At 68.1% G+C, this 20,182-nt stretch carries 19 protein-coding genes and 1 tRNA gene; 9 read left to right on the forward strand and 11 right to left on the reverse strand.

Annotated features, from left to right (window positions below):
• Window positions 1-17: 17 nt before the first annotated feature.
• From HNO88_RS05895 to HNO88_RS05910, 4 genes are all read left to right on the forward strand, one after another.
• On the forward strand, window positions 18-863 hold the full coding sequence (locus HNO88_RS05895) for a tetratricopeptide repeat protein (protein ID WP_184243173.1): 846 nt from the start codon (window positions 18-20) through the stop codon (window positions 861-863).
• Between the two features lie 11 nt (window positions 864-874).
• The gene (locus HNO88_RS05900; protein ID WP_184243537.1) at window positions 875-1,864 is read left to right on the forward strand and encodes an LLM class flavin-dependent oxidoreductase; all 990 of its coding nucleotides are present in this window, start codon (window positions 875-877) and stop codon (window positions 1,862-1,864) included.
• Window positions 1,865-1,940: 76 nt separating this feature from the next.
• Entirely contained in the window at window positions 1,941-3,167 is a 1,227-nt protein-coding gene (locus HNO88_RS05905; protein WP_184243174.1) for an NAD(P)/FAD-dependent oxidoreductase, read from the forward strand.
• Window positions 3,168-3,195: 28 nt separating this feature from the next.
• A complete protein-coding gene (locus HNO88_RS05910; RefSeq protein WP_184243175.1) occupies window positions 3,196-4,467 on the forward strand; it encodes an MFS transporter in 1,272 nt (423 codons plus the stop codon).
• 55 nt (window positions 4,468-4,522) lie between these two features.
• Here HNO88_RS05910 and queG read toward each other — a convergent pair whose 3' ends face one another.
• On the reverse strand, window positions 4,523-5,638 hold the full coding sequence (gene queG, locus HNO88_RS05915) for a tRNA epoxyqueuosine(34) reductase QueG (protein WP_312857001.1): 1,116 nt from the start codon (window positions 5,636-5,638) through the stop codon (window positions 4,523-4,525).
• 73 nt (window positions 5,639-5,711) lie between these two features.
• On the opposite strand from queG, the gene HNO88_RS05920 reads away from it, so the two are divergent.
• The 3 genes from HNO88_RS05920 to msrB all read left to right on the forward strand — a co-directional run bounded on the left by HNO88_RS05920 (window position 5,712) and on the right by msrB (window position 8,488).
• Window positions 5,712-6,689, forward strand: coding sequence for an ABC transporter ATP-binding protein (locus tag HNO88_RS05920; protein ID WP_376768752.1), 978 nt, complete (start codon window positions 5,712-5,714; stop codon window positions 6,687-6,689).
• Between the two features lie 71 nt (window positions 6,690-6,760).
• The gene (locus tag HNO88_RS05925) at window positions 6,761-7,933 is read left to right on the forward strand and encodes an ABC transporter permease (RefSeq protein ID WP_184243538.1); all 1,173 of its coding nucleotides are present in this window, start codon (window positions 6,761-6,763) and stop codon (window positions 7,931-7,933) included.
• A 45-nt stretch (window positions 7,934-7,978) separates the two neighbouring features.
• Window positions 7,979-8,488, forward strand: coding sequence for a peptide-methionine (R)-S-oxide reductase MsrB (gene msrB / locus HNO88_RS05930; protein ID WP_376768753.1), 510 nt, complete (start codon window positions 7,979-7,981; stop codon window positions 8,486-8,488).
• Between the two features lie 7 nt (window positions 8,489-8,495).
• Here msrB and HNO88_RS05935 read toward each other — a convergent pair whose 3' ends face one another.
• From HNO88_RS05935 to HNO88_RS05950, 4 genes are all read right to left on the reverse strand, one after another.
• Window positions 8,496-9,131 (reverse strand): PilZ domain-containing protein, encoded by a 636-nt coding sequence (locus HNO88_RS05935; RefSeq protein WP_184243178.1) that lies wholly within the window; start codon window positions 9,129-9,131, stop codon window positions 8,496-8,498.
• A gap of 178 nt (window positions 9,132-9,309) precedes the next feature.
• Complete coding sequence (locus HNO88_RS05940) at window positions 9,310-9,876, reverse strand: hypothetical protein (RefSeq protein WP_184243179.1); 567 nt, start codon at window positions 9,874-9,876, stop codon at window positions 9,310-9,312.
• Window positions 9,877-9,906: 30 nt separating this feature from the next.
• A tRNA-Leu gene (locus tag HNO88_RS05945) sits at window positions 9,907-9,991 on the reverse strand.
• Window positions 9,992-10,081: 90 nt separating this feature from the next.
• A complete protein-coding gene (locus tag HNO88_RS05950; RefSeq protein ID WP_184243180.1) occupies window positions 10,082-10,369 on the reverse strand; it encodes an integration host factor subunit beta in 288 nt (95 codons plus the stop codon).
• A 250-nt stretch (window positions 10,370-10,619) separates the two neighbouring features.
• Between HNO88_RS05950 and HNO88_RS05955 the strand changes: the two genes are divergently transcribed.
• Together HNO88_RS05955 and HNO88_RS05960 are read left to right on the forward strand one after the other, a co-directional pair.
• Window positions 10,620-12,275, forward strand: coding sequence for a peptide MFS transporter (locus tag HNO88_RS05955; protein ID WP_184243181.1), 1,656 nt, complete (start codon window positions 10,620-10,622; stop codon window positions 12,273-12,275).
• 74 nt (window positions 12,276-12,349) lie between these two features.
• The gene (locus HNO88_RS05960; RefSeq protein ID WP_184243182.1) at window positions 12,350-12,802 is read left to right on the forward strand and encodes a DUF3429 domain-containing protein; all 453 of its coding nucleotides are present in this window, start codon (window positions 12,350-12,352) and stop codon (window positions 12,800-12,802) included.
• A 114-nt stretch (window positions 12,803-12,916) separates the two neighbouring features.
• On the opposite strand, the gene dxs is transcribed toward HNO88_RS05960, so the two are convergent.
• The 6 genes from dxs to HNO88_RS05990 all read right to left on the reverse strand — a co-directional run bounded on the left by dxs (window position 12,917) and on the right by HNO88_RS05990 (window position 20,177).
• The gene (gene dxs, locus HNO88_RS05965; RefSeq protein ID WP_184243183.1) at window positions 12,917-14,839 is read right to left on the reverse strand and encodes a 1-deoxy-D-xylulose-5-phosphate synthase; all 1,923 of its coding nucleotides are present in this window, start codon (window positions 14,837-14,839) and stop codon (window positions 12,917-12,919) included.
• A gap of 114 nt (window positions 14,840-14,953) precedes the next feature.
• Complete coding sequence (locus HNO88_RS05970; RefSeq protein ID WP_184243184.1) at window positions 14,954-15,412, reverse strand: Fur family transcriptional regulator; 459 nt, start codon at window positions 15,410-15,412, stop codon at window positions 14,954-14,956.
• A gap of 82 nt (window positions 15,413-15,494) precedes the next feature.
• Window positions 15,495-16,157 (reverse strand): peptide-methionine (S)-S-oxide reductase MsrA, encoded by a 663-nt coding sequence (gene msrA / locus HNO88_RS05975; RefSeq protein WP_184243185.1) that lies wholly within the window; start codon window positions 16,155-16,157, stop codon window positions 15,495-15,497.
• 4 nt (window positions 16,158-16,161) lie between these two features.
• Window positions 16,162-16,314, reverse strand: a complete 153-nt coding sequence (locus tag HNO88_RS05980) for a hypothetical protein (protein ID WP_184243186.1) — start codon at window positions 16,312-16,314, stop codon at window positions 16,162-16,164.
• A gap of 184 nt (window positions 16,315-16,498) precedes the next feature.
• The gene (gene purH, locus HNO88_RS05985; protein ID WP_184243187.1) at window positions 16,499-18,091 is read right to left on the reverse strand and encodes a bifunctional phosphoribosylaminoimidazolecarboxamide formyltransferase/IMP cyclohydrolase; all 1,593 of its coding nucleotides are present in this window, start codon (window positions 18,089-18,091) and stop codon (window positions 16,499-16,501) included.
• 184 nt (window positions 18,092-18,275) lie between these two features.
• Window positions 18,276-20,177, reverse strand: coding sequence for a heparinase II/III family protein (locus HNO88_RS05990; RefSeq protein WP_312857003.1), 1,902 nt, complete (start codon window positions 20,175-20,177; stop codon window positions 18,276-18,278).
• Between the last annotated feature and the right edge of the window lie 5 nt (window positions 20,178-20,182).

Below are 20,182 nucleotides of genomic sequence, written 5' to 3' on the forward strand. Positions count from 1 at the left end.
CACCGGAGAATCCCCTGATGCTGCCGCTGCTCCTCCCCATCCTGCAACTGGGCGCCTCGGTCACTTCACTGCCGCCCGAGATGCTCGACCAGAAGTCGATCGCAGCCAAGCGCGAGGCGCGGGAAGCGGCCGCATCGAGCGGGCCGGTGATCCCCTATGCGCGCACCGAAGGCTGCATCGGCGAGATGGAAGCGAGCCCCGCCGCCGGGGCGCTTGCCGCGCAAAAGGCGCTCGACCGTGCCACCGGCGAGCAGCGGGTGCGCGCCGGCCTGTGCCTGGGCGTGGCGCTGGGTGCCATGGAGCGCTGGAGCGAGGCGCAGAACGCCTTCCTGCGCGCACGCGACGCCGCTTCGCCGACCGACAGCGCTAGCCGCGCGCGCCTCGGCGCCATGGCCGGCAATGCCGCGCTGGCGGGTGGTTCGGCCGCGAGCGCATTGCCGCTGCTGGAAGCGGCGCAGGCCCAGGCCAGGTCCGCCGGCGACGCCGATCTGCTCGGAACGATCGCGATCGATCGCGCCCGCGCGCACGTCGCGCTCGGCCAGCAGGCGCAAGCCGCATCCGCGCTGAACGAAGCGCGCGCCGCGACCCCCGACAACGCACAGGCCTGGCTGCTTTCGGCCACGCTCTCGCGCCGCCAGAACAACCTTTCGCAAGCGCAAGTGCAGATCGAGCGCGCGGCGCAGATCGCGCCTCAAGATCCGGAGATCGGCCTGGAGGCCGGCGTGATCGCCGTGCTCTCGGGCCGTGACGCGGCGGCGCGCAAGAGCTGGCAATCGGTGCTCGCGACCGCCCCGGACAGCGATGCCGCGAAGACCGCCAAGGCCTACCTTGCGCAACTCGATACCGGAGGCACCAAGCCATGACTTCTCGGGCCATGACCCCCTTGTCCGTCCTCGACCTGATTCCGGTGCGCGAAGGAGGCTCGGTCGCCGAGTCGCTCACCGAAGCGGCCAAGACCGCGCAAGTTGCCGAACGTGCCGGCTATGCGCGCTACTGGGTGGCCGAACACCACGGCATGGATGGCATCGCCGGTGGTGCGACGTCGGTCGTGCTGGCCCATATCGGCGCCGCGACTTCGAAGATCCGCATCGGTGCGGGTGGGATCATGCTGCCCAACCACACGCCCTACGTGATCGCCGAGCAGTTCGGCACGCTCGACGCCATGTTCCCGGGCCGGGTCGATCTCGGCCTCGGTCGCGCTCCGGGCGCGGACGGGCGGCTCGCCTATGCGTTGCGCAAGGACATCCGCCAGGCTTCGGAGGTGTTCCCGCAAGACGTGGTCGAACTGCGCGCCCGCTTCGAAGGCCAGGCGCTCCATGGCGTCGCCGCCCCGCAAGCGGCCGGTGCGAAGGTCGAGATGTGGATCCTGGGATCGAGCACCTTCGGCGCGCAGCTCGCCGCCATGCTGGGCCTGCCCTATGCCTTCGCCTCGCACTTCGCACCCGCGCAGCTGGACCAGGCGGCGGCGATCTATCGCGAGCGGTTCGAGCCGTCCGAGACGCTCGACAAGCCGCATTTCATGGCCGCGATCAACGTGATGGCGGCCGATACCGACGAAGAAGCCTGGTACCTGGCGTCCACCAACGACCAGGCTTTCGTCGCGCTGCGCTCGGGCACGCCAGGCCGCGCGAAGCCGCCCATCCGTGGCTATCGCGAGACCTTGCGCCCCCATGAGCTCGCCATGCTCGACCAGATGCGCTCGGTCAGCGCGATCGGCTCACCCGAGACGGTGCGCGCCGGCCTGGAAGCCTTTGTGCGGCGCACGCAGGCGGACGAGCTGATCCTGTCGGGCTCGACGTACGATCCCGAGGCAATGCGCCGCTCGCTGCAGTTGACGATGGACGCGGTGCGCCAACCGGCGTGACGATCATCTGCGGCCAAGCGCTGTCGCGCGTCTGAGCCATTGACGCGCGCGCGGTTTTCTCCGAACCACGCCGGCCATGGAAAAAGCAGACGTCGTGATCGTGGGGGCAGGGCATGCGGGTGCGCAGGCTGCGATTGCCCTGAGGCAGAACGGGTTCACCGGCACCGTCGTGGTGATCGGGCGCGAGCCGGAGTATCCTTACGAGCGCCCGCCGCTCTCCAAGGAGTACTTCGCGCGCGAGAAGACCTTCGACCGGCTCTACATCCGTCCGCCGACGTTCTGGGCCGAGAAGGAAATCCATTTCGAACTCGGCGTCGAGGTCACCAAGGTCGATGCCTCGGCGCATGAGGTCACGCTCTCGAACGGCAACAAGCTGGCTTACGGCAAGCTGATCTGGGCGGCCGGCGGCGATCCGCGCCGGCTCTCGTGCTCGGGCGCGGACCTCGCTGGCGTGCATGCCGTGCGCACGCGGCAGGACTGCGATCTGCTGATGAGCGAGATCGACGCGGGCACCAACCGCATTGTCGTGATCGGCGGCGGCTACATCGGCCTGGAAGCAGCGGCGGTGCTCAGCAAGCTGGGCTGCCACGTCACGCTGCTCGAGGCGCTGCCGCGCGTGCTGGCGCGCGTCGCGGGCGAGGAGCTTTCGGCCTTCTACCAGAAGGAGCATCGCGATCACGGCGTCGACTTGCGGACCGGCGTCGCGGTCGATTGCATCGTCGGCGACGGGCACAAGGTCACCGGCGTCAAGCTGGCGGACGGAGAAGTGCTGCCTGCCCAGGCCGTGATCGTCGGTATCGGCATCGTGCCCGCGGTCGGCCCCCTGATCGTCGCCGGTGCGAGCGGCGCCAACGGCGTCGATGTCGACGAATACTGCCGCACGTCGCTGCCCGACATCTATGCCGTGGGCGATTGCGCCGCCTTCGCCTGCGAATTCGCCGGCGGAACGGTGATGCGCGTCGAATCGGTGCAGAACGCCAACGACATGGCCAGCTGCGTCGCCAAGGCGATCTGCGGGGATGAAAAGCCGTACAAGGCGTTCCCGTGGTTCTGGTCCAACCAGTATGACCTGCGCTTGCAGACCGCCGGCATCAACGTCGGCTTCGACAAGGTGGTGGTGCGCGGCGAGCCCGAGAGCCGGTCCTTCAGCGTCGTCTACCTCAAGGAAGGCCGCGTGCTGGCGCTCGATTGCGTCAACATGGTCAAGGACTACGTGCAGGGCCGCAAGCTGGTCGAGAATGGCGCCAGGCCCGATCTCGCTGCCTTGGCCGACAAGGACAAGCCGTTGAAGGAACTCGTCTGAGGCGGGATGATCCGAGGCGGGTGGGCGCGTGAACGTCTATCGCACTCACGCGCGCGTCCTGGTCGCCAGCCTGGTCGGCACCGCTGTCGAATTCTACGACTTCTACATCTACGCCACCGCCGCCGCGCTGGTGTTCGGGCCGCTGTTCTTTCCTGCCGAGTCGGCCTCGGCGCAGCAGCTCGCCGCCTATGCCAGCTTCGGCATAGCTTTCGTCGCCCGGCCCCTGGGCGCGGCACTGTTCGGACACTTCGGCGACAGGATCGGTCGCAAGTCGACACTGGTCGCCTCGCTGCTGCTGATGGGCGGCGCGACGGTGCTGATCGGGGTGCTGCCGACGTACGAGAGCGTCGGCTGGTACGCGCCGCTGCTGCTATGCCTTCTGCGATTCGGGCAAGGGCTGGGCCTGGGCGGCGAGTGGGGCGGAGCGGCGCTGCTGGCGGTGGAGAACGCGCCGCCGGGCTGGCGCGCGCGCTTCGGCATGGCGCCGCAGCTTGGCGCTCCCGTCGGCTTCCTGGCCGCGAATGGCCTGTTCCTGATCCTGAGCACCAGCATGAGCGAGGCGCAGTTTCTCGCCTGGGGATGGCGCCTGCCGTTCCTGCTCAGTTCGGTGCTGGTGGGACTCGGTCTGTGGATCCGTTTTCGCCTTGCCGACACACCCGCGGCTGCGGCGATCGAGCACGATCACCCGACCAGCATTCCGTTCGTCGAGCTGCTGGCGTCCCACTGGCGCCAGACGCTCGCCGGCACCTTTGCCGTCGTCGCCTGTTTCGCGATCTACTATCTGACCACGGCCTTTGCGCTGGGTTATGGCACCACCGAGCTGGGCTACGACAAGCGCGAGTTCCTCGGTGTCCAGCTGTTCGCGATCCTGTTCATGGCGCTTGGCATCGTGGTCGCCGGCTATGCCGCCGACAAGCGCAGCTCGCGCGGGGTGCTGATGTTCGGCAGCGGCGTGGCGGTGCTGGTCGGGCTGATCATGGGGCCGATGTTCGGCTCGGGATCGCTTGGGATCGTGGCGCTGTTCCTGTGCCTGGGCCTGTTCACGATGGGGCTGGTCTACGGACCGCTGGCTTCGCTGCTGCCGCAACTGTTTCCGGCGCGGGTTCGCTACACCGGCGTGTCGATCGCCTTCAACGTCGGTGGGATCCTGGGTGGCGGCTTCGCACCGGCTGTCGCGCAAGGGCTCGCCGACCGGGGCGGGCTGGCGTTCGTGGGGCTGTATATCTCCGGCGCGGCGGTGCTGACGCTGGTCGGCCTGCTGGCGGTGCCGGCGCGGACCGAGCGGGAGTTCAGGGTTTAGATCAAACCCCAAGATCCGTTCGTGTCGAGCGAAGTCGAGACACGGTAGCGCGGGATCAGCGTGTCTCGACTTCGCTCGACACGAACGGGGAGGGAGGAGGTGTCTTCCGCCCCAATTGGTCGACCGCCCACTTCGCAGCATCGGCCACCACCTCGTCCGGATCATCGCAGAGCGGCCGCACCTGCTCAAGCAACTCGACCCGCCCACTATTCCCGGCCGCATAGAGGCAGTTTCTCACAAAGCGGTTCCGGCCGATGCGCTTGATCGGCGAACCGCTGAACAGCCGCCGGAAGCCCGCATCGTCGAGAGTCAGCAGATCGCGCAACTCCGCAGCGGTGAGTTCGGCGCGCGGCAGATACGCGCGGAAGGCATGCGCGTCGCGAGCGAACTTGTTCCACGGGCATACGGCCAGGCAATCGTCGCACCCGTAGATGCGGTTGCCCAGCTTCGCGCGCAGCTCGGGATCGACCGGACCCTTGTGCTCGATCGTCAGGTAGCTGATGCAGCGCCGCGCATCGAGGCGGTAGGGTGCGGGGAAGGCCTTGGTCGGACAGGCATCCTGGCACGCCCGGCACGAACCGCATCGGTCGCCGAGCGGGCGCTCGGGCGGCAGTTCCAGCGTAGTGTAGATCTCGCCAAGGAACAGCCAGGACCCATGCTCGCGGCTTACCAGGTTGGTGTGCTTGCCCTGCCAGCCCAGGCCCGCAGCTTGCGCCAGCGGCTTCTCCATGACCGGCGCGGTGTCGGTGAAGACCTTCACCTCCGGCGCACTCAGTCCATGCTTCGGCGCCTCCGCCACCATCCAGCGCGCGAGGGCCTTCAGCGCCTTCTTCAGCGCATCGTGGTAATCGGCTCCTTGCGCATAGGCGGAGATCCGCGCCCGCTCGCCATGCGCGGCCAGCTTCAACGGATCGCCGGCGGGCGCATAGCTCATGCCCAGCGCGATCACGCTCCTCGCCTCGGGCCAGAGCGCCTGGGGCGCACGTCGCTGGTGCGCGCGTTCGGCCATCCACTCCATGGTGCCGTGCATGCCTTGCTCGAGCCACGCAGAGAGGCGGTCGCCGTAAATCGGATCGGTGCCGGCGGGCGCGATCCCGAAGGCGCAGAAGCCAACCTCGCGGGCTTGCGCCTCAAGGCCGGCGACGAAGCCGCTTAGATCGCCCTTAACCACGCTTGCCGATGCTGGTGTTGACGTGCCACGAGGTAAGGGCGACTGCATGAAGGTCGAGATAGGAGACACAAGCTTGGCGGGCAACGCAGCCGCGACCGGCCGGTCAAGTTCACCTCCCCTGGCGATCGAGGCGCGTGGGCTGGTCAAGCGTTTCGACGGCTTCACGGCCGTGGACGGGGTCGACCTGTCGGTGCCCGAGGGCGCGGTCTACGGCATCCTCGGACCCAATGGCGCGGGCAAGACCACCACCTTGCGCATGCTGCTGGGCATCATCGACCCGGACGCCGGCTACCGCCGCATTCTGGGCGCCGAGCGGCCGCACGATGTCGCCCGCGCGATCGGCTACCTGCCCGAGGAGCGCGGGCTGTACCCATCGATGAAGGCGTACGAGGCGATCGCCTTCATCGGCGCCCTGCGCGGCTTGCCGCTGAAGGAAGGCCGGCGCCGCGGGCGTGAGCTGCTCGAGGCGCAAGGCCTGGGCTATGCCGCGGACCGTCAGATCCGCCAGATGTCGAAAGGCATGGCGCAGCAGGTGCAGATTCTGGGCACTCTCGTCCATCGGCCAAGGCTGGTGGTGCTCGACGAGCCGTTCTCCGGGCTGGACGCCCTCAACCAGGGCAAGCTGGAGACGGTGATTCGTGGCCTGGCGGCGGAGGGCACCACCGTGATCTTCTCCACCCACGTCATCGCCCATGCCGAGCGGCTGTGCGACGAAGTGGCGATCATCGCCGGTGGCAGGGTGCCCTTCGCGGGACCGGTGGATGTCGCGCGCGATCGCATTCCCCCGCAAGTGCGCCTGGAAACCCGTGCCGAGGATGGACCCTGGCGCGCGGCGCTGCCGGACAGTGTCCGGCGAGAGGGGCGCTACTGGCTCTTCGCGCTGCCCGAATCGGGCGTCGAGCCGCTGCTGCGCCGCCTGATCGAAGGCGATGCCGGCATCCTCTCGCTCTCGATCGAGCGCGCGGGCCTGCACGATGCGTTCGTGGCGATCGCGGGCGAGGCAGCCGCCAGGGCGCTCGAAGCGGGCACGCCGGAGGAGGAAGGCAAGTGAGCACCGATCGAGCCCATGCCGAGCGCCTGTCGCTGTTCGCCGCCGCCTTCGTCATCGCGCGGCGGGACTTCATGGCGATCCTGTTCAGCCGCAGCTTCTTCTTCTTCCTGCTCGGCCCGCTGTTTCCGCTGCTGGTCGCCGGCCTTGCCGGGGGCGTGGGCGAGAAGCTGAACGATTCGATGCGCCGCCCGCAGCTGGGTGTCGCGATGGCAGCGCCCGATCTCGACGCCGCGCTGGGCGCGCGAGCGGCCTTGGCAGGCCATCTCGGCGACGGGGTGCCGCCGATGGTGGTGCTGAAGCGGCTTGCACCCGGCGAGACGTTCGATGCGCGCGCTGCGCTCACCGGCGGTGGACATGCCGACGTTGCCGCCGTGCTCACCGGCACGCTCGCCCACCCGGTGCTCACCGGCACCAAGGGGCAGATCGCCGAATGGGCCGGACCGGTCGGCCTCGTCGCGGCCGCGGCCGTTCACGGCCTGCCCGGCCCGGCGCCGCAAGTCGCGCTGCAGAGCACGGCCTCCAGCGGCGCGAGCGAGCACAAGGGCCAGATGATGACGGCGCAGGCGGCGCAGACGCTGCTGTTCCTGCTGACGATGCTGCTCGCCGGCATGGTGCTTTCCAACCTGGTGGAAGAGAAGGGCAACAAGGTTATCGAGATCCTGGCCGCCGCGATCCCCATGGATGCGGTGTTCTTCGGCAAGCTGTTCGCGATGCTGGGCATTTCGTTCGTCGGCATCACGGTGTGGGGCGCGGCGGCCGGACTGTTCACGCTGGTGACCGGCGGCAGCCTGGCCGCGTTGCCGCCTCCGGCGGTGGGCTGGCCGGCGCTGGCGGCGCTCGGCGTGATCTACTTCGCGATGGCCTACCTGCTGCTCGGCTCGGTGTTCCTGGCGATCGGCTCCCTGGCGGCGACGGTCCGAGAGGTGCAGACGCTGTCGATGCCGGCGACGATGATGCAACTGGTGGTGTTCTTCCTGGCCACTTACGCGATGACGCAGCCGGGCAGTCCGGCCGAGATCTTCGCGATCGTGTTCCCGTTCAGCTCGCCCTTCGCGATGCTGGCGCGCGCGGCGCAGCAGCCGGGGCTGGGCCAGCACGTGCTGGCGATCGGCTGGCAGGCTCTTTGTGTGCTGGTCATGGTGCGCGCCGGCTCGAAGCTGTTTCGCAAGCGGGTGATGAAGTCAGGCCCGGCAAGCGTGAACAAGGCAGGTCTGTTCGCGCGCCTGAGGCGCAGCGGCACTTGAGGGCAGCGGATTGAAACTCCTGCAGCGCGTGCCGATCTCGTGAGCATGGACAAGCCCGTCATGCATGCGCCCGCGCCCTCGCGTCGACAGTTCCTGCGCTGGCTTGGCGTGGGTGCCGCAATGCCCGTTGTAGCGGCTTGCGGGAGCGGCGATGCCGAAGCCAAGACCTACCCCGTGCGCTTCACGCCTGCCGAGTGGCGCAAGCGGCTAACCCCGGCGCAGTTCCACATCCTGCGCGAGGAGGGGACCGAGCAGCCGTTCTCCTCCCCGCTCAACAAGGAGCATCGCAAGGGCACGTTCCTGTGCGCGGCCGACGGCCATCCACTCTATGCATCGAGCACCAAGTTCGACAGCGGCACCGGCTGGCCCAGTTTTTGGAAGCCGCTGCCCGGCGCGGTCGGAACCTCGACGGACTTCAAGCTCGGCTACCCGCGCACGGAAGTGCACTGCATGCAGTGTGGGGGCCACCTGGGCCACGTCTTCGACGACGGGCCCAAGCCCACCGGCAAGCGCTACTGCATGAACGGCGCGGCGCTGACGTTCCGCGCCGGCTGAGGACCGCCTATTCGGCGGCGAGCGAGCGTTCGGGCCGATCCATGCGCTCGGCGCGCTGGGCGAGTTCTTCCAGGCCCATCAGCTGGCCGAACACCAGCCCGTATTCGGGCACGCGGCGCCAGCACACGGTCGCCTCGAAAAGCGGCAGTTCGTCGGCCTCCAACCAGAACTTCTGTCCGATCGCGAGCTTGGTCGAGATCGCGATGCGCGCGCCCTGGCGCGAGATGTCGAGGATGGTCGCGTCGTGCGACTGGTTGTTCATCCGAACCGTCGCGGGGTGCTGCACGCGTAGCCGTAGCGGCCGCTTGGGGTAAGGACCGGACTCCTTGACGAACGCGTCGACGTCGATCGGCTGCAGGAAGCGAAAGCCAGCCTCGCCGTTCGCTTCCCACACCAGCTGCATAGGATAGTGCTGGCCGCTGGCGGTCTCGATCATCATCAGTTCGGCACGCGGTGCGGCGTGGAACAGGCGCAGCTTCACGCCGGTTTCCGAGACGTCGCGGATGATGCAGAGGAATTCGGTGCCGTCGGCGATGAGCTTGGCGCTGCGCAGCATAAGCGCGAAGCGCGGCGCACCGCGCAAGTCGGCGCCGCTTTGCAGCGTGCCCCTACCGTATGCTTCGCCTTGTGCAGAGTCCTGCATTGATGCCCCCAGCTACCCCGCAGGTCCTGAGCTGGCGACGAGCAGCACGGCGAACCTGCGGGTACGCTGCCGTTACTATCGCGAGCGTCCCTAAGATTCGGTGAAAACCCACAGCCGAGCTGAGAATAATGGACTGTGCAGGCCCTTTGAATGACTTAGCGCGTGTCCGTCAGGTTGATCACGGTTCCCAGCGGTCGAGGGCCTCGCGATACGCCGCCCGTGCGGCCTCCAGCTTTCCCTGAAGTTGCTTGCGCTCGCGGGAGAGACGCGACTCCATCGCGTCGCGCTCGGCTGCCAGGGCACGCTCGCGCTCCTGCATGGCGTGCTCTGCCTCGGCCTGTTCGCGCTCGTGCTGCGCGATCGCCGCCTCCGCTTCCTCGACTTCGGCACGGCTGGGGCGGGGGATGGGCGGCTTGGCCGGTTCAGGGGCGGCCGTCGCTGGGGCGGCCTTCGCAGAGACAGGCTTCGTTGCGGCCTTGGCAGCCTTCCTTGCAGGCAGCTTGCCGAGAGCCGCGACCTGCTCCTTCAGTCCGCCCCGCGTGCGGTAGACGACGTCTCCCGGCTTCTCGAGCGCTTCGGCGCCGAGCTCGGCATCGGTCACCTCTTCCGCCGCGCCGCGGGCGAACAGGTCCTTCTCGGTGCCCCAGGCACGCAGCGCCGCCGCCCGGCTGGGCGCCGCGACATAGGCGTCGCGAAAGCCGACGGCGGTGCGGAAGACCTTCAGTTTCTTGGGCTTGCGTGCCATCGTGCGCTCGCATCCTTGCGGTGCGAGGCCTGGTGCGGGCGGCGGGACTCGAACCCGCACTGGGAACCCCAAGCGGATTTTAAGTCCGCTGCGTCTACCATTCCGCCACGCCCGCACGGAGCCTCGCCCCGGCCACGTTCATCGTCGTGCCGGGATGAGGGTAAGCATTGGCAGATCAGTCAGGCACGGGCAATGCCGTGCCGGCTCACTCTTCGGAGACGTTGAGCCGCTGGCGCATTTCCTTGCCCGGCTTGAAGTAGGGCACGCGCTTTTCCGCCACTTCCACGGTTTCGCCGGTACGTGGGTTGCGACCCTTGCGCCCGTCGCGGTGACGGGTCGAGAACGCGCCGAACCCGCGCAGTTCGACACGCCCGCCTGCCGCCAGCGTCTCGCCGATCTCATCGAAGAAGGTGTCGAGCGCACGCTCCACGTCGTCGAGCCGCAGCTCGGGATTTTCCTTCGCCAGCGCTTGCAGCAACTCAGACCGGATCATGGAGCCCCCAGCACAAAGCGGCCCCGGACACCCCGAAACCGCCAATCCCACCTTTGTTAAGGTGCCATCTTTTGAAATTTTCCGCAATGGAAGATACTTCGCACGTCCGTGAGGCCGTGGCTTCTTAAGTTTGCCGCGCAACTACGGGGCAGCCGCACGCCCGACAGGGCCGCCAATGTTCTTTGCTTGGCGCACAACGAGCGCTAACCTGCGTCGTTTACGCATGCTCGCAAAAGCACAAGGACACTGCATGAAGGACATGGGGAGCTGGAACGAAGGCGACTGGATCGCGGCGATCGCCGCGATCGCGCTCTTCGCGGTGCTGGCGATCGGCGGGATCATCGCCACGCGCAAGAGCGATGAGTTCGCCGGCCATCCCCGCGGCCTGTTCGTGCTGTTCTATGCCGAGATGTGGGAGCGGTTCTCCTACTACGGCATGCGCGCGCTGCTGGTGCTCTATCTCGCCAAGTTCTGGCTGTTCACCGACGGCAAGGCCAACCTGATCTACGGCGCCTACACCGCGCTGGTTTACATCACCCCGGTGCTGGGCGGCTACCTGGCCGACCGCTACCTGGGACAGCGCAAGGCGGTGTTCTATGGCGGCGTGCTGCTGGCCATCGGGCACCTGTTCATGGCGGTGGAGGGCATGCACGGTGTGGCCGATCCTGCGGTCAAGCAGGCGGATCCGGCGATCAACGTGTTCTGGCTGGCGCTGTCGCTGATCATCGTCGGCTCGGGATTCCTGAAGGCCAACATCTCGGTGATCGTCGGCCAGCTCTATCGCATGACCGACCCCCGGCGCGATGCGGCCTATACGATCTTCTACATGGGCGTGAACGTCGGCGCGGCGATGGGCACGATCCTCGTCGGCTACCTGGGCGAGACGATCGGCTGGTCGTGGGGCTTCGGCCTTGCCGGCATCGGCATGGCGCTCGGCCTCGTCATCTTCACCTTCGGCCGTCCGGCGCTGCGCGGCAACGGCGAGCCGCCGGTGCCGCTGGCGCGCAGCCGCGAGTGGATGCTCTACGGCATCGGCCTCGCTTCGGTCGTGGTGATCTGGCTGCTGGTGCAATACCAGGACGTGATCCAGACGCTGCTGATCATCTCGGGCGTGGCGATGCTCGGCTACACGCTCTACGAGGCGTTCAAGCTGCCCAAGGAGCCGCGCGAGCGGATGTTCGCGATCCTGTTCCTGATCGCGCTCAATCCGGTGTTCTGGGGCCTGTTCGAGCAGGCGGGCGGCAGCTTGAGCCTCTATACCGACAAGTACGTCGACCGCGGCGGGGTGCCGACCAGCCTGTTCCAGTCGATCAACCCGATCTACATCGTCCTGTTCGCGCCGATATTCGCGGCGCTGTGGCAGTATCTCGGCCGCAAGGGCATCGAGCCGAGCGCGCCGGCCAAGTTCGGCTATGCGCTGATCCAGGTCGGTCTTTCGTTCCTGGTCTTCGTGTGGGGCGCGAACTCGGTCGGGCCGGCGGTGATGACCCCGGTGATCTTCGTGTTCCTGATCTACCTGCTGCAGACCACCGGCGAGCTGTGCCTTTCGCCCGTCGGCCTTTCGGCGATGACGCGCCTGTCGCCGGTGCACCTGGGCAGCTTCATCATGGGCGCCTGGTTCTACATGACGGCGGTCGGCAACTTCGTCGCCGGCAAGATCGGCGAGGCGACCGGCGGCGAAAGCGGGGCGATGAGCAAGGACCTGACCCTGGCGATCTATTCCAAGATCGGCTGGATCACGATCGGCGTCGCGGTCGTGGTGCTGGCGCTCTCGCCCATCGTGAAGCGCTGGATGCACGTCGACACGCTGCAGGACCGCGATCCGGGTGATGACCTGGCCGGACAGGCACAAGCCGGGATCGACAACCAGGAGGCCGGCATCCACCCGGCGGTGCGGCCGAACTGATCGACCGAGGAGGGGCACGCCTGCCCCTTCGCGCAGGTCCTGAACCCACGTGCGGGCTCGTGCATTGAGCAGGCATGACCCAGGCCCGCACCGACACGCCCGACAAGACGCCTTTGCTCGAGCTGTTGCTGGGCTACGGCCCGGCGCTGGTGATCCTGGCGGCGGGAGCGCTGGCACTGGCCGGCCTGCCATACGCCCTGACCTTCGGATCGCTATGGGCCGCGGCGATCCTGATCTTCCTGGCAGGGGTGGTGCGAGGCTTGAGCTTCTTCACCGAGGGCGGGCCGCGCCTGAGCCAGGTGGCTGTCATGATGGTGCGCTTCTCGTGCGGGCTCGTCTCGCTTGTGCTGCCTCCGGTGCTTGCCATGCCGGTGCTGGCCGCCGGATACCTGAGCTCGCTCGTCTACGACCCGTTTGCTGCCCGCAACGGCGCGGCGCCGCGGTACTTCGCGAGGCTGCGCCCGCCGCAGATGGCGATTGCGCTGGGTGGATTGGTGCTGCTGTGGCTCGCATCGACGCGGGTTTGATCGGGAGCCCGGTTCCGGCAGTGACTACTCTCGCGTCGGGGCGCCCTGACGAAGGCTGGCGGCATGGCGAAACCGGTCCCGGGTCGAGCCCGAGACGACGTCGACCGGCTTGGCCTAAGCCCGCGCCTCGTTCACGCCGGCGCTGTTGTGGCGCAGGGCCTTGAGTACCGTCTCGACGATCTGCGGCGCGTTCAGGCCGGCATCGTCGTATTGCTTTTCCGGCTTGTCGTGGTCCTGGAACACATCGGGCAGGCGCATGGTGCGGATCTTGAGGCCGGCGTCGGTGAGGCCCTCGTCGCTCGCCATGGTGAGCACATGCGCGCCCAGGCCGCCGATCGAGCCTTCCTCGACCGTCACCACCACTTCGTGGCTCAGCATCAGCTTGCGGATCAGCGCGGTGTCGAGCGGCTTGGCGAAGCGCAGGTCCGCGACGGTGGTCGACAGGCCCTTGGCCTCCAGCGTGTCGGCGGCCTTGAGCGCTTCGGCGAGACGCGTGCCGAGCGAGAGGATCGCCACCTTGGTGCCTTCGCGCACTACGCGGCCCTTGCCGATCTCCAGCAGTTGCGGCGTCTCGGGCAGTGGCACGCCGACGCCGTTGCCACGCGGATAGCGGAAGGCGATCGGCCCGGCGTCGTACTCGGCGGCGGTGTGGACCATGTGGACCAGCTCGGCCTCGTCGGCGGCGGCCATGACCACCAGGTTGGGCAGGGTGGCAAGGTAGGTCACATCGAACGACCCGGCGTGGGTGGCGCCGTCCGCGCCGACCAGGCCGGCGCGGTCGATCGCGAAGCGCACCGGCAGGTTCTGGATGGCGACATCGTGCACCACTTGATCGAAGGCGCGCTGCAGGAAGGTCGAGTAGATCGCGCAGAACGGGCGCATGCCTTGCGCGGCAAGGCCGGCGGCGAAGGTGACCGCATGTTGCTCGGCAATGCCGACGTCGAAGGTGCGCTCGGGGAAGGTCTGGCCGAACTTGTCGAGCCCGGTGCCGCCCGGCATCGCCGCGGTGATCGCACAGATGCGGCTGTCCCTCTCCGCCTCGGCCAGCAGCGCCTTGGCGAAAACGTTGGTATAGCTGGGCGGACCGCCCGCGCTCTTGACCTGCTCGCCGGTAATGACGTCGAACTTCTGCACCGCGTGCAGCTTGTCGGCCGCGGCTTCGGCAAGCGCGTAGCCCTTGCCCTTCTGCGTCACGACGTGGATCAGGATCGGGCCGGCGGCGGCATCGCGCACGTTCTCCAGCACCGGAACCAGCGCGTCGAGATCGTGGCCGTCGAGCGGGCCGACGTAGTAGAAGCCCAGCTCCTCGAACAAGGTGCCGCCCATGGCCATGCCGCGCGCGAACTCGTCGGTCTTGCGCGCGGCATTGTGGAGCGGGCGCGGCAGCTTGCGGGCGAACTTGCGCGCGAGTTCTCGCAAGCCGAGGAACTGGCCGGAGCTGACCAGACGCGCCAGGTAGGCCGACAATCCGCCGACCGGCGGCGCGATCGACATGTCGTTGTCGTTGAGGATCACGACCAGGCGATTGCCCGCGTCGCGTGCGTTGTTCATCGCCTCGTAGGCCATCCCGGCGCTCATCGCGCCGTCGCCGATCACGGCGATGCCGCGACCGGGCGAACCGGTCAGCTTGTTGGCGATGGCGAAGCCCAGTGCCGCCGAGATCGAGGTGGAGCTATGCGCGGTGCCGAACGGATCGTACTCGCTCTCGCTGCGCTTGGTGAACCCGGAGAGGCCCCCGCCCTGGCGCAGCGTGCGGATGCGGTCGCGCCGGCCGGTCAGGATCTTGTGCGGATAGGCCTGGTGGCCGACGTCCCAGATGAGACGATCGTCGGGCGTGTTGAACACGTAGTGGATGGCCACGGTCAGCTCGACCACGCCGAGCCCGGAGCCGAAGTGTCCGCCGGTCTGCCCCACGGCCGAGATCATCTCGGCGCGCAATTCGTCCGCCAGCTGGCGCAACTGCGTCGGCTTCAGCTTGCGCAGGTCGTCAGGGGTGTTGACGGTGTCGAGGAGTGGCGTTGCCGGATCGGCTGTCATGTCAGGCTTCTACACGTGCGTTGTCATGCTGTCGAATAGCGACATGGTGCCTTATGAGTGTCATGCCCCGAAGGACAGGAAAAACCGCTAGGGCGGCGCCGGTCGCCCGCAGCCTCAGTTGCACGCGGCGCAGGTGCCGCGCAGCTCTACCACAGGGCGTACATCGGCGAAGCCATTCTCGCGCGCGGCGCCGATCAGCGCCCCGGTGAGCCGGTCGTCGTCGATATGGACGGCCGTCCCGCACGAGTCGCAGATCAGGAAGATGCAGTCATGGCGGCATCCCGGATGGCTGTTGGCGACGTAGGCATTTGCGCTTTCGACTCGCCGCGCCAGGTTGGTGCGCACGAACAGGTCGAGGATGCGGTACACGCTGTTGGGCGCCACCCGCTTGCCGCGCAGGGCGGAGACGTTCTCGGCCAGGTCGTAGGCCGAGGCCGGGCGCTCGCGATCGGCAAGAGCCTCGAAGACGTCGGCGCGCATCTCGGTCCATTGCTCACCGGCCTGGACGAGTGCAGCCTGGGCGGCGGCCACGAGGTTGTCACCCGAGTGCTCGTGATGCGTGTGGTGGGACATGAGCGCGATATGGGCCCGCAGCGCGCCAGGCGCAATCGCCCGTTCGACCGCTGCTCAGCCCCGTGTGCCAGTCCTACTGTGCTCAGCCGTCGGTGAACGCGGCCTTGTAGAGCGTCGGATAAGTCTGCTTCAGAGCCACGACCTTGGGTGCATCCCAGCGGCGAATGTAGCCATGGTCGGGATTGCGAGAGGCGAAATCCTGATGGTAGCTCTCGGCCGGGTAGAAGCCGCGAAAGGGTTCGATACGTGTGGCGATCGGGCGGGACCATAGGCCAGACTTGGCCAACTGCGCGACATAGGCCCTGGCGACGCGCGCCTGCTCCGCGTTCAGCGGCATCAGCGCGGACCGGTACTGCGTGCCGACGTCCGGACCCTGCCGATCGCGCAGCGTGGGGTCGGCGATCACGGAGAAGTAGACGCGCAGCAGCTCGTCATACCGCACCACGCGCGGATCCCAGGTGACGCGCACGGCCTCGGCATGGCCGGTGGTGCCACCGCTTACGGTTTCGTACTGCGCCGTGCTCCGCGCACCTCCGCTATAGCCCGATACCGCGCTGGTCACGCCCCTGACATGGCTGAACACCGCCTCGACGCCCCAGAAGCATCCGCCGGCGAACACCGCCGTCTCGCGCTTGCCGGTATCGTGCGACGTTACCGCCGCGGCTGGCGCCTGGACCGCATCCGCATGGGCCGCCGCACTGCAGGCGGCGAGCAGCGGGAGGATCGCGATGGCGCCGCGCCTCATGGGATCAGTGGCTCGCAGTGGCCGCTTGCGCGGGCGGCACGACGCCGTTCGCGATCTCCGTCGCCGCATCGATGCCGAGCACGCCAATCACCAGGGCAGCGCCGCCGGCAAAGCCCAGCACGAAGAAGCGCGTGAATTCGGTCTTGAGAAACGACATTTGTAAATTCCGATCGTGGTCTGTTGCAGCCCGCCGTCCAGACGGGATCTGCTCTTGTGACGATTGCGCTGGCCTGAATGCGGCGTGCAGATCGCCTTCATCTCGACGAACGCCATCGAGTTGGCGATCAACGGCAGGACTGCAACCAGCCCTGCCTCATGGTGGCAGGGGGCGCGAGCTATGCTTAGTGGCGGAAGTGCCGCATCCCGGTGAAGACCATCGCCAGGCCCGCCTCGTCGGCGGCCTTGATGACGTCCTCGTCGCGGATCGAACCGCCCGGCTGGATCACGGCGGTCGCACCCGCTTGGGCGGCGGCAAGCAAGCCGTCGGCGAAGGGGAAGAACGCGTCCGAAGCAACGGCGCTGCCGACGGTGCGCGGGCTTGTCCAGCCGTAGGTCTGCGCCGCTTCGGCCGCCTTCATCGCGGCGATGCGCGAGGAGTCGCGGCGGTTCATCTGGCCCGCGCCGATGCCGGCGGTGACACCGTCCTTGGCATAGACGATGGCGTTGGACTTCACGTGGCGCGCCACGGTCCAGGCGAAGAGGCAGTCCTTGAGCTCCTGCGAAGTGGGCGCGCGCTGGGTGACGACCTTGAGGTCGGCTTCGGTGATCGCGCCGTTGTCGCGGTCTTGCACCAGCACGCCACCGGCGATCACCGCCATTGTCTGGCCGGCGCGGCGCGGGTCGGGCAAGCCGTCGGTCAGCAGCAGGCGCAGGTTCTTCTTCTTCGCGAATGCGGCGCGCGCCGCCTCGTCGGCGCCGGGCGCGACGACCACTTCGGTGAAGATCTGGCAGATCGCCTCGGCAGTCGGGCCGTCGAGCGGCACGTTCGAGGCGACGATGCCGCCGAAGGCCGAGACGCTGTCACACTGCAGTGCGCCGTTCCACGCTTCGAGCAACGAGGCTCCTTGCGCGACGCCGCAAGGGTTGGCGTGCTTGACGATCACGATCGCGGGTGCTCCGCCGCGGAACTCGGCGGCCAGTTCCAGGGCGGCGTTGGCGTCGTTGTAGTTGTTGTACGAAAGCTCCTTGCCCTGAACCTGCTCGGCCTGCGGAAGGCCCTTGGCCTCGACTTGCGCAGGCAGGTAGAGCGCGGCGTTCTGGTGCGGGTTCTCGCCATATCGCAGCGTACCGGCGAGCACGCGGGCCTGGCTGACGCGGGGCGGGAAGGTCTCGCCCTGGTCGACTGAGGCGAACCACTGGCCGATCGCCGAATCGTACGCGGCCGTCGCGGCGAAGGCGCGCGCGGCCAGGCGCTTGCGGAACGCGAAGTCGGTGGCGCCGTCGTTCGCGTCCAGCTGGGCAAGCAGTTCGGCGTAGTCAGAGGCATCGGTGACGATCGCGACATAGGCGTGGTTCTTGGCGGCCGAGCGCACCATGGAGGGGCCGCCGATGTCGATGTTCTCGATCACTTCGTCACGCTCTGCGCCCTTGGCGACAGTCGCCTCGAAGGGATAGAGATTGACCACCACCAGGTCGATCGCGCCGATGCCGTGCTCGGTCATGGCGGCCGCGTGCTCGGCATTGTCGCGCACGGCCAGCAGCCCGCCGTGCACCATCGGGTGCAGCGTCTTGACCCGGCCGTCCATCATCTCGGGAAAGCCGGTCAGATCCGACACGTCCTTCACGCTCAGCCCGGCGTCGCGCAGCGCCTTGGCGGTGCCGCCGGTCGAGACCAGCTCCACGCCACGCGCCGCGAGCGCCCGGCCCAGCTCGGCAAGCCCGGTCTTGTCCGAGACGGACAGGAGGGCACGGCGGACGGGGACGAGCTGGGTCATGGCAGGCTTTCGACAACGTGGCTTTCGCGCGCGCTCCTAGAACGGGTTGGGCCTGAGTTGAAGCGGTTCATTTACGTTCGTGTCGAGCGAAGTCGAGACACGCTGGTTTTGCGTCGACGTGTCTCGACTTCGCTCGACACGAACGGAGGAAGATACTGGACTTTTTTTCCACCGTGGCGGCGTCTCAGCCCATCTTCTTGAGCAGCCAGCCGAAGTTGCCGCCGCCGCGTGACACCAGGCCTTGCAATACCAGCTGCTGCGTCGCCACCGGGCGGCCCTGGCCATCGACCCAGAGGCTGTCCTCCAGCGCGATGTCGCAGCCCGACGCGATGAACTGCCAATAGCTGCCGTCCGGCAGGGCGAGGCCGGCGCCCTGGCCGTTCTCCGACAGGCCGACTTCGACATCGGGCCCCAGGTGGAAGCGGATGGCGAAGCCGACCTTGCCGCGCTTGGCCTTGCGCGAGGAGGGCAGCAGCAGGTCCTCTCCGCGCAGCTCGGTGCCATCGTCGCGCAGGATCAGGATGCGGCGGTGGGTCAGGCCGTAGCGGCTGGCATAGCCGTTGTGGCTCGCCTCCAGGCGAGTTGCCGAGGCGCCGCCGCTCTCGATCGTGCGGCGCTCGATATCGACTTCCGAGACACCGACGCCGATCGCGCCGTTGATCAGCACGGCGGTCGAATTGGCATCGTCCAGCGTCAGGGTCGAGTGCGCCGCCGTTGCCCGCAGGCCTTGCTCCAGGCGCACCGGCACCAGTCCGCCAGCCGCCGCCGCGCCGCCGCAGTTGACGATCAGGCGCTGGCCGGCATGCGACATCTCGAAAGCCAGAGTCGAGGCGCAGCCGAAGCGGGCGTGCCTGGGCATCGGCGGCGGAGCGGCATCGAACTGCAGCACGGTCCTAGCCGCCAGCACGCGCTGGTAGCCCCACTGGCGCACGTCGCGCAGGGGCCGGGTGCGCACGCCGCTCGCCTCGACGAGCGTGACGACTTCGTCTTCCTCGATCGCCCAGCCGCCTTGCCAGTTGCCCAGCGCGCTGTCGGTGTGGACCAGCGCCAGCAGCGGCGGCACCAGCAGGCCGATCATCGTCTCCACCGCCTTGGGCGGTTCGCGACGGGTGGCGCGGTAGCAGGCGCGCAGGCGGACCAGCAGCGCGATGGCATCCATCTGCGCGATCGGGCTGCGCGAGAGGACGCCGCCATCCTCGCCCACCAGCTCGCCCAGTGCCTTGATCAGACCCGCCTCGGCATACAGTCGCCGCGGCTTGCCGTCGGGCAGCAGCAGTCCGGCCGCGACGATCGCCGCCCAGCCGCCCAGCTCGGCCAGGCCATCCTCGGCGTGGTGGACATTGCGATCGAGCCAGCGTGCCGTCTCGTTCATCGCGCGCAGCGCGCGGCTGCGCAACGGCTTGTCGCCAGAGAGGATCAGCGGGGCATGGACCAGCCAGTTCAGCAGCCGCATGCCGGTGTTGCCCACCGTCCACGCCGGTCCCTTGCCGGGCCGGGTGGGCGGCTTGGGATTGGCATTGAGCCAGGTGTTGAGGATCCGCTCGGCGATCGGGGTGACTTGCGCGCGGGGTGCGCTGGCTTCCAGGTCGGCGAGCCAGGAGAAGCCGTGCACCACGCGTTCCAGCGGCGGGGTGACGCGCGCGGCGCCGGCATAGTCGACCTGCGCGATCGGCGTCTTGGCGCCATGGATCAGGAAGTGCCCCGCGCGCAGGGCCGTACCGGAGACGCGATTGCCGGGCAGAGGGCTGGTCACCGTGGCGAGCAGGCGCAGCTTGGCCTTCTTGCCCATCGGCGAGACCAGCATCGAGCCGGGCACGCCGATACGATAGGCGAGGCGGATCAGACGCTCTCCCGTGCCGATTTCGGGCGGAGTGAAGTCGGTCAGCGCAAGGGCGCGGCCAGGCTCGATCAGCTCGCCGTTCGCAGCGGTGACGTGCGGCTCGCCGTCAAGGGAAGTGCCGCGATCCTCGTCCTCCAGCACGCCCTCCTCGACCCGAAAATCCTTGGCTTCATGCAGCGGTATCGCCCGAGGCTCGCTGCGGTTCCAAGGAACCGGGCGGCTGCTCGAGCGCACCTCCTGTTTCACGCCGG

It is taken from the genome of Novosphingobium chloroacetimidivorans, assembly GCF_014204535.1.
Classification (GTDB): domain Bacteria; phylum Pseudomonadota; class Alphaproteobacteria; order Sphingomonadales; family Sphingomonadaceae; genus Novosphingobium; species Novosphingobium chloroacetimidivorans.

Coding starts and splice junctions, on each gene's coding strand:
- HNO88_RS05895 (WP_184243173.1), top strand. CDS start 18: ATGCTGCCGCTGCTCCTCCCCATCCTGCAACTGGGCGCCTCGGTCACT.
- HNO88_RS05900 (WP_184243537.1), top strand. CDS start 875: ATGACCCCCTTGTCCGTCCTCGACCTGATTCCGGTGCGCGAAGGAGGC.
- HNO88_RS05905 (WP_184243174.1), top strand. CDS start 1,941: ATGGAAAAAGCAGACGTCGTGATCGTGGGGGCAGGGCATGCGGGTGCG.
- HNO88_RS05925 (WP_184243538.1), top strand. CDS start 6,761: ATGGCGATCCTGTTCAGCCGCAGCTTCTTCTTCTTCCTGCTCGGCCCG.
- msrB (WP_376768753.1), top strand. CDS start 7,979: ATGGACAAGCCCGTCATGCATGCGCCCGCGCCCTCGCGTCGACAGTTC.
- HNO88_RS05935 (WP_184243178.1), bottom strand. CDS start 9,131: ATGCAGGACTCTGCACAAGGCGAAGCATACGGTAGGGGCACGCTGCAA.
- HNO88_RS05940 (WP_184243179.1), bottom strand. CDS start 9,876: ATGGCACGCAAGCCCAAGAAACTGAAGGTCTTCCGCACCGCCGTCGGC.
- HNO88_RS05950 (WP_184243180.1), bottom strand. CDS start 10,369: ATGATCCGGTCTGAGTTGCTGCAAGCGCTGGCGAAGGAAAATCCCGAG.
- HNO88_RS05955 (WP_184243181.1), top strand. CDS start 10,620: ATGAAGGACATGGGGAGCTGGAACGAAGGCGACTGGATCGCGGCGATC.
- HNO88_RS05960 (WP_184243182.1), top strand. CDS start 12,350: ATGACCCAGGCCCGCACCGACACGCCCGACAAGACGCCTTTGCTCGAG.
- dxs (WP_184243183.1), bottom strand. CDS start 14,839: ATGACAGCCGATCCGGCAACGCCACTCCTCGACACCGTCAACACCCCT.
- HNO88_RS05970 (WP_184243184.1), bottom strand. CDS start 15,412: ATGTCCCACCACACGCATCACGAGCACTCGGGTGACAACCTCGTGGCC.
- msrA (WP_184243185.1), bottom strand. CDS start 16,157: ATGAGGCGCGGCGCCATCGCGATCCTCCCGCTGCTCGCCGCCTGCAGT.
- HNO88_RS05980 (WP_184243186.1), bottom strand. CDS start 16,314: ATGTCGTTTCTCAAGACCGAATTCACGCGCTTCTTCGTGCTGGGCTTT.
- purH (WP_184243187.1), bottom strand. CDS start 18,091: ATGACCCAGCTCGTCCCCGTCCGCCGTGCCCTCCTGTCCGTCTCGGAC.